Genomic DNA, 15,022 nt, shown 5'->3' with positions numbered 1-15,022 from the left:
ACCCCGAGGGAGACTCCCGGGCCTCCTGACCCCCGACCGGGCCCATGACCGCCCGGACGGGGCCGGCGGTCGAATGAGCGGATGACCCGTCCTCGGCTGTGCCACGCTGGGGGGATGCGGACGCACCGGACGGTGGCGACGGCGATGGGCCTGCTCCTGTCGCTGATGCTCACCGGGTGCACGGGGTCGGCCCCGTCCAGCCCGCCGCGCCCGTCGGCTTCGGTGCCGGTCCTCGGCGCTGCCGCGCTCAGCGCTCAGCACCCAGGCGCCACCCTGTCGTCGACCGCGTCGGTCCCATCCCGGGCGTCAGGTCGCCGAGCCTCGACCTCCGCAGTGGCCCACCGACGCCCGGCCCGGCGGAGTCCGATCGCCCAGCCCATCGGGCCGACCGGCCCGAGCCCGACATCCCGGACGGTGACCGGTGCCGCGACTCGGAGGAGCACCGCCGGATCGGCCGGGCCGACCGGGTTCGTGGGCACCATGACGCCGATCGACCCGGGGCTGGCCCGACGTCTGACCTACACCTGGCACGAGGGCTGCCCGGTGCCACGGTCGGCGCTGAGCTACCTACGGATGACCTACGTCGACTTCGACGGGCGGGACCACCAGGGCGAGATGGTCGTCGCCACCGCAGTGGCGCCCCAGGTGATCACGGCCTTCCGCCAGCTGTACGACGCTCGCTGGCCGATCCGCCGCATGCGGCTGGTCGACGACTTCCGGGGCAGCGACGACGCGTCGATGGCGGCCGACAACACCTCCGGTTTCAACTGCCGTCGAAGTACCGGCGGCACGCGGTTCTCCCAGCACTCCTACGGACGGGCGGTCGACCTCGACCCGCTGGAGAACCCGTACGTCGGCAACGGGCAGGTCCTACCGCCCGCCGGCACGGCGTTCGTCGGCCGCCCCGATGTACCGGGCGTCATCCACGACGGCGACGCCGCGACCACCGCGTTCGGGTCGATCGGCTGGGCCTGGGGCGGGAACTGGTCCGCACCCCAGGATTTCCAGCACTTCTCGGCCAACGGGCACTGACCGCTCCGGCGCCTTTGTACGATCGAGCATGTCGGGCTGAGAGCCAGCTGCCGGCAGGGGTGCGGGAGGCTGCTGTGGGGAACGACCCGGCGATCGAGGCCATCCGTCGCGCACTGATCGCGGTCCCGACCGATGGCCCGCTCCGGTTGCATCTCGCCGAGTTGCTGATCGGCGCCGGTCGGCCGTCGGAGGCCGTGGCCGAACTGGCCACCCTGCTGGCCGCCGAACCCGACCATCCCGGCGCCCGAGAGCTGATGTTCACCGCACTCACTCCGGACCGGCCAGCCGTGCCACCGGTCGTCATCGAGCCCGAGCCGACGCCTCCGGTCGACCCCGGCCCGGTCACCCCGGCCGGCGAGAGCGCACCGGACGGACCGCCGGTCTTCGACTGGCACGCCGCGGAGTCACAGCTCGGCGACATCGCCGCTCCGATGTTCCTCACCTCCGGCGACGTCGAGGACCAGGCCGGGGCGGAACCGGTCGAGGCCTTCGAGACGCAGCGTCCGACCCTGACCCTGGCCGACGTCGGAGGGATGCAGCAGGTCAAGGATCGCCTCGAGGCAGCTTTCCTGGCCCCCCTGCGGAATCCGGAACTGCGTCGCCTGTACGGCAAGAACCTGCGGGGCGGGCTGTTGCTGTACGGACCACCCGGGTGCGGCAAGACCTACCTGGCCAAGGCCCTGGCCGGCGAGCTGGGCGCCGCGTTCATCTCGGCCGGCCTGTCGGAGATCCTCGACATGTGGATGGGCTCGAGCGAGCGCAACGTGCACGAGCTGTTCACCCAGGCCCGGCAGTCCGCGCCCTGCGTGTTGTTCCTCGACGAGATCGACGCGCTCGGTCAGAAGCGGACCCAGACCCGCAACTCGTCGATGCGCAGCGTGGTCAACCAGCTCCTGACCGAACTCGATGGCGTGACCTCCGACAACGAGGGCGTCTACGTGCTGGCCGCGACCAACCAGCCGTGGGACGTCGACCCGGCCCTTCGCCGGCCGGGTCGGCTGGACCGGACGGTGCTCGTGCTGCCTCCGGACGGTCTGGCCCGGGAGTCGATCTTCCGGTCGAATCTGGCCCACCGTCCGGTGGAGGGGGTCGACCTTCGTCGCCTCGCCGCCGGGTCGGACGGGTTGTCCGGGGCCGACATCGCCTACGTCTGCGAATTGGCCACCGAGCGGGCGATGATGCACGGCGTCCGGTCGGGAACGGTTCGGATGATCGGGATGGCCGACCTATTGGATGCGTTGAACCAAGTGCGGCCGTCGACCCACGCCTGGCTGGACACGGCACGAACCGTTGTCCAGTACGGCGAGGACGACGGGACGCACGCCGAGTTGAAGGCATTCCTGAAGAAGAGCAAACGCTGGTGATCAGCGGGTGAGCAAGTCCAGGCTGTCCACGAACTCGGTGTGCGCCTGGAAGCCGAGTACCCGCGCCCGGGCGGTGAACGCAGCTGACTCCGACAGGAGCGTGTGCTGGTGGATCACCCAGATGCGCGCGGCTGGGCCTGCTTTCGCGGCCGCCTGATCCATCACCGCGTCGACCGCTTCGACGGTTCGATCCGTGGCGACCAGGATCTCCGGCTGGTCGGGGAACACCGTGACGAACCGCTGCAGGTTCGACTCGACGTGTTCGGAGGCCGGCTGCCCGCCGCCACCGGGGGCGCTGCTCCAGTAGTAGGCGAAGCCCCAGCTGCTGAGCATCGCCACCACCACGACGTCCCCTGGTCGGCGGTGTTCGGCGATGAATCGGGTCGGCGTCCGCAGGTCCTCGACCGGGATCGAATGCGACCTGATCCCCGACCGGACTCCATCGCCGGTGACGAACAGCACCGCGGCCATCGCCGCCGCGACGACGGCCGCCGACCAGTGCAGGCGCCAGAGAAACGTGCACATCCCACCGGCGCCGATGGCCGCGGTGACGGCGAGGACGACGGTCAGGAAGTGCGACGTCCGTTCGTCGAACAACGGGTACTGCTTCACCGCCGCGAGAAGGATCATCTCGACCAGCAGGGCCGGGACCAGCAGGGCCAGGGCCGGTCGCTGCATCCGCGCCAGGGTGACAACGCCGACGGCCACCAGGAGCAGGGCCACCACCAGTGGCCCCATGCCCAGGTAGGTCGCCATCTGTTCTCCCTGGGACCGCAGGAACGACCAGCACGCGGACCACCCTCGGTCGATCGGCACGTAGTAGGCAGACCAGTACGTCTTCAGCCCGGGCGGGATACCCGGCCGGTAGAGGACGAGGAAGATCAGGCCGAACATCGCCGCCGCTCCCGCAGCGATGATCCCGGCCTGGCGGAACTCGGTCCAGCGGCGCCCGATCAGGGCCGCCAGCAACACACTGCCGAACGCGGCCGCGCCGACGAACACACCGACCGCACTGAACAGGAAACCGGAGACCGAAACGGCCCCCAACGTGAGCAATCGGCGACGACTCGCGTCCTCCTGGACGCGCCCGACGAACCACAGCACGACCAGCGCGAGGAAGGCGTCAGCCGTGTACTGCTTGAGGTCGTCGCGGGCCAGTGCGGACGGCGTCAGCAGTCCGGCCAGGCCGGCCAGGACAGCGGCCAGACGGCTGATGGTGAGCCGGGGCCACGGCAGCGACCGGACGTAGACGTAGGCCGCCACCACCACGGCCGCGCTGAACAACAGCGGGACGAGACGGAGCCGCTCGTCACCGCCGCCAGGGACCAATCGGAGCAGCAACGACCAGCCGACGGGCGTGCTCGCCGAGACGGATGCGATGTCCGCCAGTGGGAGTTTGGTGGAGATGGCTACCCACGCCTCGTCGGTCCAGAAAGGCGTCGTGAACATGTAGCCGACGTCATGGACGGCGAACGTCCCCAGCATCAGCAGCCCGGCCAGCACCACATCGGGCCCCAGGTCGCGACGGAAATGCAAGCGCGGCCAGGTGATAGCTCTGGCTCGAGCGACGGCCCCCGATGCTGTCATCTCAGGCGATGGGCTTACGGATGCGTTCCTTCAGCAGGATCCAGATGGCTTCGACGCCGTCCTTCCAGGTGAGCTTCTTGCCCTCCTCGCGCGAACGGGCCTTGTAGCTGATCGGCACCTCGTAGGGCCGGACGCCCGTGCGCAGCAGCTTGCCGGTGACCTCGGCCTCCATGCCGAACCCGGCCGCCCGCACGTCCAACTTGCGGTAGAGCGCGAGGGGCATCAGCTTGAAGCAGGTCTCGAGGTCGCTGATGTAGCAGTTGAACAGGATGTTGGCCGTCATCGTGACACCCTTGTTCCCGAGGACGTACAGGAACGAGTAGGCGTTGTGGCTGCCGAAGGTCCGCGTGCCATAGACCACGGTCGACTCCCCGGACAGGATCGGGGCCAGCAGGGCCGGGATCTCCTCCGGGGCGTATTCAAGATCGGCGTCACACATGATGACGTAGTCGCCGGTCGCCAGTTCGGCGCCCTTCTTGATGGCCGAGCCCTTGCCGCCGTTGGTGGCCTTCTCGTGGATGACGACGCGCGGCTCGTCCCGCCACTGCGGGTACAGGTCGCGGGTGCCGTCCTTGCTACCGTCGTCGACGATGACCAGCTCGATCTCGACCGGGTAGTCGACATCGAGCACGCGCTTGACCGCAGACTCCAGGGTCTTGGCCTCGTTGTAGACCGGCATCAGAATCGAGAGTTTCACCGGAGCATCATAGACAGGCGATACGGCCCGATCGGGCCCGTCGCCGGGGAGGGGACGGCTCGCGCCGTTCCGGGATACCGTCTGTTCTTCTCCGCCGACCGACCGTCGACTGACCACCAAGGGGCCACACATGTCCGATCAGAGGATCCTCGTCACCGGGGGATCGGGTTTCATCGGTTCGCACCTGGTGCGTCGTCTCCTGAACGAGGGCAACGAGGTTCTCGTGGTGGACAACTTCTACTCGGGCGCCCGGTCGAATCTCGCCGACGTGGCAGGCAATCCCCGGCTGGAAATCGTCCGTCACGACGTGACCTTCCCGTTGTACGTCGAGGTCGACGAGATCTATCACCTGGCCTGCCCGGCCTCGCCGGTGTTCTACCAGCGCGATCCGGTGGCGACCACGAAGACCTCCGTGGTGGGGTCGATCAACATGCTGGGCCTGGCCAAACGCACGAAGGCGAAGGTGCTGCTGGCGTCGACGTCCGAGGTGTACGGCGACCCCGAGGTGCACCCGCAGGAGGAGAGCTATTGGGGCCACGTCAATCCCATCGGCATCCGGTCCTGCTACGACGAGGGCAAGCGTTGCGCCGAAACGCTTTTCTTCGACTACCGACGTCAGCACGACCTGCCGATCAAGGTGGCCCGGATCTTCAACACCTACGGCCCCCGGATGCGCCCGGACGACGGCCGGGTGGTCTCCAACTTCATCGTGTCCGCACTCAAGGGTGCCCCCCTGACCATCTACGGCGACGGCACGCAGACCCGGTCGTTCTGCTACGTCGACGACCTTGTCGATGGGCTCATGCGATTGATGGCCACTCCGCACGAGGTGACCGGTCCGATCAACATCGGAAATCCCCACGAGTTCACCATGGCCGAATTGGCCGAGAAGGTCATCGCCATGGTGGACAACGGCACAGCGGTCGAGTACCACCCCCTCCCGTCGGACGACCCGACGCAGCGCCAGCCCAACATCACGCAGGCTCGCGAGGTACTCGGCTGGAGCCCGAAGGTGGAGTTGGCCGAGGGGCTCGGCCGGACCATCGAGTACTTCCGCCAGCACCTGGCGGCTGCGGTCTGATCTGCCCGGTCGCGCCGCCTGTGATGTGATCGACGCCATGAGACTGCCCGTCATGCCGCCCGTCGCGCCCATGCTCGCCAAGGCTGTCCCGACCATCCCACCCGGGGCGTCGTACGAGCCCAAATGGGACGGGTTCCGTTCGGTGGTGTTCCGCGACGGCGACGAGATCGAGATCGGCAGCCGCAACGAGAAGGCGATGACCCGCTACTTCCCCGAGCTCGCCCGGGCCTTCCTGGCCGAGCTGCCCGAGCGGTGCGTGGTCGACGGCGAGATCGTCATCGCCACCGCCGGCGGGCTCGACTTCGAGGCCCTGCAGCAGCGGATCCACCCGGCCGTGTCCCGGGTGAACATGCTGGCCGAGGCCACTCCGGCCTCGTTCATCGCGTTCGACCTGCTGGCTCTGGGCGACGAGGATCTCACCGGGCGGCCGTTCGCCGAACGGCGCGCCCGCCTGGAGGAGGCGCTGGGCTCGGCCCGTCCTCCGGTGCACGTCACGCCGGCCACCCTGGATGTCGATCTGGCCCGGCAATGGTTCGCCGAGTTCGAGGGCGCCGGGTTGGACGGCGTCGTCGCCAAACCCCTCGCCGGCACCTACCAGCCCGACAAGCGGGTGATGTTCAAGATCAAGCACACCCGGACCGCCGACTGCGTCGTGGCGGGCTATCGCGTGCACAAGTCCGGCCCGGACGCGATCGGCTCCCTGCTGCTCGGGCTGTACAACGACCAGGGCACGCTCGCCTCCGTCGGGGTGATCGGCGCCTTCCCGATGGCCCGTCGCAAGGAGTTGTTCACCGAGCTCCAGCCGCTGGTGACCGACTTCGAAGGGCATCCGTGGAACTGGGCGGCGTCGCCCGAGGCGTCGGCCGGCGGCCGGACACCGCGATCCGGTGAGGGTTCCCGCTGGAACGCGGGCAAGGACCTGTCGTTCACCCCGCTGCGTCCGGAGCGGGTGGTGGAAGTGCGCTACGAGCACATGGAAGGTGACCGGTTCCGTCACATGGGCCAGTTCGTGCGCTGGCGACCGGATCGCACCCCGGAGTCCTGCACCTACGAGCAGCTCGAGGTGCCGATCTCGTTCGACCTGGACGACATAGTTCCCGGCCTGCGCCGCTAGTCGCCGGCGGGTTCAGGCCTCGCGGGGGCGATCGGTGTCCCGGCTCGGCTGCACCCGCTTGGGCTCCCCGGGCATCTTGGGATACTCGGGCGGGTAGGGCAGGTCGCCGAGCCCGCGGTCGCGCTCGTCGCGGGCCGACATCTCGAGCAGCGGTGCGATGTCGTAGCGGATGCTGTCCAGACCGGCGTGCCGATCCCCCACCTCGGCGAACCGCGCGGGCATGGTCAGCACGTCGAAGTCCTCGGGGCGGGCGTCGGGCACTTCGTCCCAGGTGAGCGGGGCCGAGACGGTGGCCCGGGCGTTCGGCCGCACCGAGTAGGCGCTGGCCATGGTGCGATCCCGGGCCATCTGGTTGAAGTCGACGAAGATCCGCTCACCCCGTTCCTCCTTCCACCAGCTGGTGGTCACCTGATCGGGCAGCCGGCGCTCGAGCTCGCGACCCAACGCGATCACCGCCCGGCGGGCCTCGACGAACGTCGCCGTGGGCCGGATCGGCACGTAGACGTGCAGGCCCCGCCCCCCTGAAGTCTTCGGGAAGCCGTCCAGCCCGAGCTCCTGCAGGATCGCGCGCAGCGTCGGAGCAACCTCCGCGGCATGGCGAAAGTCCGTCCCCGGCTGCGGGTCCAGGTCGATCCGGAGTTGATCCGGACGGTCGACGTCGGCCGAGGTGACCGGCCACGGGTGGAACCGCAGGGTGCCGAGATTGGCCGCCCAGGCGACGACGGCCAACTCGGCCGGGCAGACCTCATCGGCCGGCCGGCCGCTGGGGAAGGTGATCGAGACCGACTCCACCCAGTCCGGCGCACCCTGCGGCACACGTTTGGAGTAGAAGGCGTCACCGCGGTTGTCTGCCCTGGTCGACAGCTTGGCACCGTCGAAGTATCCGCTCGGCCACCGTTCGAGGGTGGTCGGGCGGTCCTTCAGCGCGCGCATGATGCCGTCCCCGACCGCAAGGAAGTACTGCACCACATCGAGTTTCGTCAATCCGACGTCGGCGAAGTAGATCTTGCCGGGGTTGCTGATCCGCACCGAGCGGCCGGCAACGTCGAGCTCAACTGCGGGGGTGGTCGCTCGTGCCATGGCAGGAACGTACCGGGCCGGCCCGACAACGGCCCGTTTTCGCACCGGTCAGTCTGGCAGGGTGGGAGCCATGGATGATTCGGACGGGGTTCTGCACCGCGCGGCGCTGCTCAAGGACTCCGGCCGTAGCGCCCAGGCTCTCGCCCTGCTCGCTCCCCACCTGGCGCGGAATCCGGATGACCCGATCGCCCTCCGGCTGGCCGGGTGGGCGCACGTCGACCTGAACGAGTACGACGCCGCCCTGGCTTGCGCCGTCCGCCTCGTCACCGTTGCCCCGGACCAGCCGTACGCGCATCTCCTGATGGCCGTGGTGCAGGGGGGCCGGAAGGACGCCGGGGCATCGGTGCAGGCGATCGACACCGCCATCCGGCTGGCCCCGCAGCGTTCGGAGCCGTACCGGATCGGGGCGGCACTGGACCTTCAGGGCCACCGGGTGTCACCCCGGACGGAGCACCTGGCCCGGCAGGCCGTGTTCCTGGCCCCCAACGACGCGGTGGCCCATCGGGTGCTGGGCAGCACGTTGATCGAGTTGCGACGGTACGACGAGGCCGCAGCCGCGCTCGGACAGGCCGCGGCGCTGAATCCCGCGGATGCGGCCGTCTCCAACGAACTGGCCCGGATCGACATCGCCAAGGGGCGGTCGGCCAGCGCTGCGGCCGGGTTCGCGGCCGCGGTGCGGGCCGACCCGACGGATCGGGTGGCACGGCACAACCTGCAGGCCGCGGCCTGGAATGCCTTCCGGATCGCTCACCTGATGCTGTGGCTCTCGTTCTTGGTGCTGGGCCGCCTCACCCTGCTCGGTGCGACCGATTCCACGGCCACCCTGGCCCACGTCGTCGGGCCGCTCGCGGTGCTGGCCACCCTCGGCGCCTGGGCCTACCAACTTCGCAAGCGACCGAGTGGATTCGCGTTCCTGCTGGTCGCCATCCGTTCGGACCGGATGTTGACCGTCGCCATGGTTTCGCACGCGCTGTCTCTGGTCTGCCTGCTGGCCGCCGCGTTCGCCACGGGATCGGCCGACGAGGCACTCGTGATCGCAGTCAGCGTACTTCTGCTGCTGGCCACGGTGGTCAGCTGGACTCGGGTGTCACAACTGCGGAGGAAGTCCGCTCGGGCCCGGTGACGGCCGCACCCTCACCGATCTCGGCGATAGCCGGTGGCTGGCCGGGACGGGTTGGAGCCCAGCGGACGGCGCGCGCGGCCGCCGTCGGTCGGAGCCGGCCCCGGTTGGCACACGGGACAGTAGAACGCCGTGCGCTCTTTTGTCGGGTCCCCGACCATGGCCACGCGGACGATGGCGCCGCAGCGGCGGCACGGCTTGCCCGAACGTCCGTGCACGAAGGTGTTCTGGCCGGCCCGTGGGATACCGGTGGTGGACGGCACGGCCGTCGTGACCCCGCGCAGCAGCAGCTTGCGCGCGACGTCCAACGCCGCCGGCACATCGACCTCCGCGACCGGCGTCCAGGGCGAGATCCCCTGCAGAAAGAGGGTTTCCGCCATGTACATGGTGCCGATCCCGGCAACGTTCGTCTGATCCAGCAGGGCCGACCCGACGGTCCGATCGGGACGTCGCAACAGTCGGACCACCGCCTCCGCCCGACCACTCGAGGGGAACGCGTCGACCATGATGTCCGGCCCGAGATGCCCGATCAGGCTCGACTCGTCGTCGGTGGGCACCAGATCGAGCAGCCCCAGCCAGGTACCGATGGCCGTCCATTCCAGGTTGGCCAGCACGGCCCGCACCCGCACCCCGCCGGCGGCCGGCCAATGCTGCGGCCCGGCGGGAACGATCGACCACTGCCCCTCCATCCGCAGATGCGACCGCAGCGTCAACGATGTCCGGCCGTCGTCGGCGAAACGGGTCAGGATCTGCTTGCCGTATGCCGTCACCTGTGACACGGTGCGGCCGGCCAGGTCCACGTCGCCCAGCGTGGGCCACCGCAGTTCGGCCCGGACCAGCGTCCGGCCGGCCAGCGCGGCATCGAGCCGCCGAGCCGTCCGCAGCACGGTGTCACCCTCGGGCATGGGGCTCCCCCGGTCCCGTCGGCTCCGGCCCGGTCGGTTCAGACACGGCGGGCTCCGGTCCGCTCGGTTCAGACACGGCGGGCTCCGGTCCGCTCGGTTCAGACACGATCGGCTCAGGCACCGTCGGCTCAGGCACGACGACCACTGGCCGAACGAAGCCGCAACCCCTGAGGAGTCAGGGCAAACCCGTTGGCCAGCAATGCTTCGACCGTCACGCCGGAGCTGACCAACGCATCCACGCCGTCGATGCGGGTCACCGTCAACGAGCCGACGGCCCCGCCGGTGACCTTCTCGGCCAGCGCCCGCGCCGCCTCGTGCAGGTCCCCGGGAACATCGGTGAAGGAGATCAGGGTCCGTCCGCCGCGTTCGGCGTACAGCACCGGTAGGCCGTCGACCAGCACCACCAGCGCACCGGCCCGCCGGGCCGGACGATGCCGATCCTCGACCTGGCGGTCGGCCCCTCGCTCCGGCCAGGGCAACGCCGCCCCGTACGGGTTGGCCGGGTCGGCGGCGGCGAGCACCAACCCGCCGCCCGGGATCCGGTCGGCATCGGTACTGACGAACGCGCGGACGCGGTCCACCGCTCCGGCCGTCGCGAACTGCGCCGCGCCCAAACCTTCGACGAAGTACCCGCGCCGAACCCGTCCGGCCTCCTCGAACACGGACATCACCCGATACACGGCCGCGAACCCGCCCGGCGTGCCCTCGGCCACCACCGCCCCCGGGTGACGATCCCGTAGCGGTCGAGCAACACTTCCGCGGCCGCGTGGGCGCGCACCGTCGGGTCGATCTCCACGTCCGGCACCAGCGACCACCGGCCGGCCACGGCCGGCGGACCGCCCCGCCGCACCGCCGGCCCGACCCGGGTCTGCCGCCCCGCCGACAGCAGGGCCAGACCCGAGGTTCCGCGCTGCCGCAGCCGCGGGACCGGTGGCTTCGCCTTGTGCGTGGTCCGCCCGCCGGTGAGCCGGGCGCGCAACGGGGCCAGGGTGTCGCCGGTGACCAGACCGGCGAACACCAGATCCCACAACACATCGGCCAGGACGTCGTCTGAATGCGCAGCCCCGGTCTCCTGCGTCACGGCGTCGGTCAGGGCCCGGAAGAAGAACGCCCCACCGCGGGACAACACGTCCAGCACCGCCCGGTGCAACAGGCCACCAGGCTCACCGTCGGGCGCTGAGAGACCACCGAGCAGTTGCTCGTCGGGGATCGGCATGGTCAACGGGGCCGAGTCGGCCAGGTGCAGCGATATCCAGCCGTCGTCGCCACCGAGGGCGCCGTGCCCGGTCCAGAGCACCTCGCCGGACGAGGTCAGTTCGTCCAGCATGGCCGGCGCGTACCCCCGGACCCGGGCCGGAAGGACCAGAGTCTCCACCGCCGAGGCCGGCAGAATGGCCCCGGCCAACTGCTCGACCGCCCGGAGCAAGGCGTCGATTCCGCTCGGCGTCCGCCCCCGGGTGGGCTCGGCCGCGTACGTCCCGGTGCGGGAGAATCCGTTGGCCGGCTGGGCCTTCGCGGCGGTCGGGGCGGCGATGCCGTTCCAGGCCGGGAGGAAGCGGCCGAGCGCCTCGGCCGGCACCGGCTCGACCTCGGCCCGCAACGCGGCCAGCGATCGGCGGCGCAGCAGCCGGAGCACCTCGGCGTCGACGAACTCCCGGGTTCCGTCGGCCGCCGGCTCGCCACCGGGCGCCCCTAGCGGCCGGAATTCCCCCTCGGCCACCCGGCCCGACCCGGCCAGTCGACGCAGCGCGTCGGTGACGACCGCCACGCCGAGCCCGAACACCCCGGCCGGCTCGTGCGCAACGAACGGCCCGCGGGTCCGCGCGAATCGACCGAGCAAGCGCCCCAACGGATCGGGGACCGCCTCCAGGAGTGACGGGGCGATCCCCGGCGGCAGAGCGACGCCCAGCGCATCCCGGAGCAGCGGCGCGTCGGCCGGGTCGGCCCAGCGCGGCACGCCGGCCACCCGAACCACCACCGCCCGGCGCGAGGCCTCCAACTGCTCCAACGCGGCTGCCGCGTCAACGTCCTTCGATCTGGCCGCCACCTCGTCCCCGGTCAGAGGACCGAGAATCCTGAGCAGGTCAGCGATCTCGTCCACGGTCCGGGCTCGCCGGTTCTCACTCAGGCGCTGCAGGTCGGCCTCGGTGGTGAGCACCGCCTGCGGATCGAGCAGGTCCCGCAGGGACAGGCCGTCGCCGCCGCCGAGCAGTTCGGCCAGCAGGGCCGGATCGACGGTCAGGGCGGCGGCCCGCCGCTCGGCCAGCGGGGAATCCCCTTCGTACAGGAATTGCGCGACATAACCGAACAGCAACGATCGGGCGAATGGCGACGGCGACAAGGTCGTCACCTCGACGACTTTCACCGAGCGGGCGGCGATGTCGCGCATCAGGGACACCAGCGCCGGCACGTCGAACACGTCCGACAGACATTCACGGACCGCCTCGGCGACGATCGGGAACGTCGGGTACTGCGCGGCCACCTCGAGCAGTTGGCTGGCCCGCTGACGTTGCTGCCAGAGTGGCTGTCGCTTACCGATCTGCCGGCGCGGCAACAACAACGCCCGCGCCGCGCACTCCCGGAACCGGGACGCGAACACCGCGGATCCGCCGATCTCCGAGGTGACCTCCGCCTCCAGGGTCTCGGCGTCCAGGGCGATCATGTCCAGGATGTCCGGGCCGTCACCCTCGTACTCGACGTCCGGCAGCCGCAGCACGATGCCGTCGTCGGCGTGCATGGCCTGCACGTCGACCCCGAACCGTTCCCGCATCCGGGCGGCAACGACCAACGCCCACGGGGCGTGGACGGCGGCGCCGTACGGCGAGTGCACGACCAGCCGCCAGTCGCCCAGCTCGTCCCGGAACCGTTCCACCACAATGGTTCTCTCGTCCGGCACCAACCCGACGGCCTCCCGCTGATCGGCCAGATAGGCGATCAGGTTGGCGGAGGCGAAGGCATCGAGGCCGTCGGACGCCAATCGCGCGGACGCGGCATCGACCGGCGCAGAGCTGATCTCCCGGACGAATTCACCGTGGGCCCGGCCGAGTTCGGCCGGGCGGCCCAGGCTGTCGCCCTTCCAGAACGGCAACCGGCCAGGGACTCCCGGCGCCGGCAGCACCAGGACCTTGTCGTGGGTGATCTCCATGATCCGCCAGCTGCTGGAGCCGAGGGCGAACACGTCTCCGACGCGGGACTCGTAGACCATCTCCTCGTCGAGTTCACCGACCCGCCGCCCTGGTCCTTCACCGGACGCGAGGAAGACCCCGAACATTCCCCGATCCGGGATGGTCCCGCCGGAGGTGACGGCGAGCCGTTGGGCCCCCGGACGGCCGGTCAGCTCGCCGGTGACCCGGTCCCAGGTCAGCCGCGGGCGGAGTTCGGCGAACTGCTCGCTCGGGTAGCGACCGGACAGCATGTCCAGCACGGCCTCCAGTGCCCCGCGGCCCAGCGCGGCGAACGGGGCCGACCGGCGCAGTAGTTCGTGCAGGCCGTCGACGGTGATGCTGTCCATCGCGCAGATCGCCACGATCTGCTGCGCCGCGATGTCGAGCGGATTCGACAGCACCCGCAGCGCTTCGATCGACCCCGACTTCATCCTCGACGCCACCACGGCCGACGAGATCAGGTCCCCTCGGTACTTAGGGAACATCACCCCGTGACTGGGCGCGCCGACCTGGTGACCGGCTCGGCCGATGCGTTGCAGCCCGCTGGCCACCGAAGGCGGCGACTCGACCTGGATCACCAGATCGACCGCCCCCATGTCCACCCCGAGTTCGAGCGAGGAGGTGGCCACCACGGCGGGTAGCACCCCCGTCTTGAGCTGATCCTCGATCAGCGCCCGCTGCTCCCGCGAGACCGATCCGTGGTGAGCGCGGGCCAGGACCGCCGGGGCGCCGGCGGACGCCCCCGACTGGGCCATGACCTGCGCCGGAGGGCCTTGCGGAACGTCCGCGACAACCTGCTCCGACGGGTGACGTTCGGCGTGGATCTCGTTCAGACGCGCCGTCAGACGTTCGGCCAGGCGTCTCGAGTTCGCGAAGACGATGGTCGAGTGGTGGGACTCGATGAGGTCGACCACGGCCTCCTCGACATGCGGCCAGATCGACGATCGCGGCGGCTCGCCGGCCGCGGCACCGGACAGGTCACCGGTCGGTTCGCCGAGGGTGGACATGTCCGGAACGGGCACCACCACGTCCACGATGACCTGCTTCGTCGACACCGGCCGGACGAAGGTGACGGGTCTCCCGCCGGTGAGGAAGCGCCCGACCTCCTCGATGGGGCGGACCGTGGCCGAGAGCCCGATCCGCTGGGCCGGGCGGTCGAGCAGGGCGTCCAGCCGATCGAGCGAGACGGCCAGATGGGCGCCGCGTTTGGTCCCGGCCACGGCGTGCACCTCGTCCAGGATCACGGTGGTGACCCCGGTCAGCATCTCCCGGGCCCGGCTGGTCAGCAGCAGGAACAGCGATTCCGGGGTGGTGATCAGGATGTCCGCGCCATCCTTGGCGAAGGCGCGGCGATCACCCGACGGCGTGTCTCCCGACCGGACGGCAACCGATATCTCGGGCACCGCGACCCCGTTGCGCGCGGCCAGGGACCCGATCCCGATCAACGGCGAGCGCAGGTTGCGTTCCACGTCCACCGCCAGGGCCTTCAAGGGCGACAGGTACAGGACGGTGCACTTGCGCGCCCCGGCCGCGGCCGGCGGCGCTGTGACCAATGTGTCGATGGCCGACAGGAACGCGGCCAGGGTCTTGCCCGACCCGGTCGGCGCCACGACCAGCGTGTTCTCGCCTCGGCCGATGGCGTCCCAGGCGCCGGCCTGGGCCGGCGTCGGCTCCGCGAAGCTGGCCCGGAACCAGTCGCGGACCAGCGGCGAGAAGCGGTCGAGCGACGCGGCGGCCGGGCGCGCGGACGCGCCGTCCGACGCCGCCGACTTCCGCTTGCCGCTCATGGGAGTCATTGTGCCCAGACTCACCGACAGCCGCGCGGAGGCCGGTCCCCGATCGACCGGCCATCGACGAGCCCGTTCGGTCGGGCTGGTG

9 protein-coding genes and 1 pseudogene are annotated in these 15,022 nt (G+C 70.4%); 5 read left to right on the top strand and 5 right to left on the bottom strand.

The window, feature by feature from the left end:
• Nucleotides 1-114: 114 nt before the first annotated feature.
• Complete coding sequence (locus BLS97_RS11900; protein ID WP_157695375.1) at nt 115-1,032, top strand: M15 family metallopeptidase; 918 nt, start codon at nt 115-117, stop codon at nt 1,030-1,032.
• A gap of 74 nt (nt 1,033-1,106) precedes the next feature.
• Complete coding sequence (locus BLS97_RS11895; RefSeq protein ID WP_090476146.1) at nt 1,107-2,396, top strand: AAA family ATPase; 1,290 nt, start codon at nt 1,107-1,109, stop codon at nt 2,394-2,396.
• On the opposite strand, the gene BLS97_RS11890 is transcribed toward BLS97_RS11895, so the two are convergent.
• Both BLS97_RS11890 and BLS97_RS11885 read right to left on the bottom strand, forming a co-directional pair.
• The gene (locus BLS97_RS11890; RefSeq protein WP_157695374.1) at nt 2,397-3,932 is read right to left on the bottom strand and encodes a hypothetical protein; all 1,536 of its coding nucleotides are present in this window, start codon (nt 3,930-3,932) and stop codon (nt 2,397-2,399) included.
• 52 nt (nt 3,933-3,984) lie between these two features.
• Entirely contained in the window at nt 3,985-4,680 is a 696-nt protein-coding gene (locus tag BLS97_RS11885; RefSeq protein WP_090476144.1) for a glycosyltransferase family 2 protein, read from the bottom strand.
• 130 nt (nt 4,681-4,810) lie between these two features.
• On the opposite strand from BLS97_RS11885, the gene BLS97_RS11880 reads away from it, so the two are divergent.
• Nucleotides 4,811-5,761 (top strand): UDP-glucuronic acid decarboxylase family protein, encoded by a 951-nt coding sequence (locus tag BLS97_RS11880; RefSeq protein WP_090476143.1) that lies wholly within the window; start codon nt 4,811-4,813, stop codon nt 5,759-5,761.
• Between the two features lie 37 nt (nt 5,762-5,798).
• Entirely contained in the window at nt 5,799-6,875 is a 1,077-nt protein-coding gene (locus BLS97_RS11875; protein WP_090482006.1) for an ATP-dependent DNA ligase, read from the top strand.
• A 12-nt stretch (nt 6,876-6,887) separates the two neighbouring features.
• Here BLS97_RS11875 and ligD read toward each other — a convergent pair whose 3' ends face one another.
• The gene (gene ligD / locus BLS97_RS11870) at nt 6,888-7,955 is read right to left on the bottom strand and encodes a non-homologous end-joining DNA ligase (protein ID WP_090476142.1); all 1,068 of its coding nucleotides are present in this window, start codon (nt 7,953-7,955) and stop codon (nt 6,888-6,890) included.
• Between the two features lie 70 nt (nt 7,956-8,025).
• On the opposite strand from ligD, the gene BLS97_RS11865 reads away from it, so the two are divergent.
• Nucleotides 8,026-9,078: a tetratricopeptide repeat protein gene (locus BLS97_RS11865; RefSeq protein WP_172832265.1), complete on the top strand. Its 1,053-nt coding sequence runs from the start codon at nt 8,026-8,028 to the stop codon at nt 9,076-9,078.
• Nucleotides 9,079-9,089: 11 nt separating this feature from the next.
• Here the strand turns inward: BLS97_RS11865 and BLS97_RS11860 are convergent, their stop codons facing one another.
• Nucleotides 9,090-9,980 carry an Fpg/Nei family DNA glycosylase gene (locus BLS97_RS11860; RefSeq protein ID WP_090476140.1) on the bottom strand — a complete coding sequence of 297 codons (891 nt, stop codon included), beginning with the start codon at nt 9,978-9,980 and terminating at the stop codon, nt 9,090-9,092.
• 128 nt (nt 9,981-10,108) lie between these two features.
• Nucleotides 10,109-14,931, bottom strand: a pseudogene (locus BLS97_RS11855) (ATP-dependent helicase).
• Nucleotides 14,932-15,022 lie beyond the last annotated feature (91 nt).

Source organism: Nakamurella panacisegetis (genome assembly GCF_900104535.1).
Taxonomy (GTDB): Bacteria; Actinomycetota; Actinomycetes; order Mycobacteriales; family Nakamurellaceae; genus Nakamurella; species Nakamurella panacisegetis.
Note: the sequence above shows the minus strand (reverse complement) of the source record. Positions and strands in the feature narration are given on the sequence as shown.

Bases quoted from the DNA above. Each gene is read 5' to 3' on its own strand.
- BLS97_RS11900 (WP_157695375.1), top strand. From the start codon at position 115: ATGCGGACGCACCGGACGGTGGCGACGGCGATGGGCCTGCTCCTGTCG.
- BLS97_RS11880 (WP_090476143.1), top strand. From the start codon at position 4,811: ATGTCCGATCAGAGGATCCTCGTCACCGGGGGATCGGGTTTCATCGGT.
- BLS97_RS11875 (WP_090482006.1), top strand. From the start codon at position 5,799: ATGAGACTGCCCGTCATGCCGCCCGTCGCGCCCATGCTCGCCAAGGCT.
- ligD (WP_090476142.1), bottom strand. From the start codon at position 7,955: ATGGCACGAGCGACCACCCCCGCAGTTGAGCTCGACGTTGCCGGCCGC.
- BLS97_RS11865 (WP_172832265.1), top strand. From the start codon at position 8,026: ATGGATGATTCGGACGGGGTTCTGCACCGCGCGGCGCTGCTCAAGGAC.
- BLS97_RS11860 (WP_090476140.1), bottom strand. From the start codon at position 9,980: ATGCCCGAGGGTGACACCGTGCTGCGGACGGCTCGGCGGCTCGATGCC.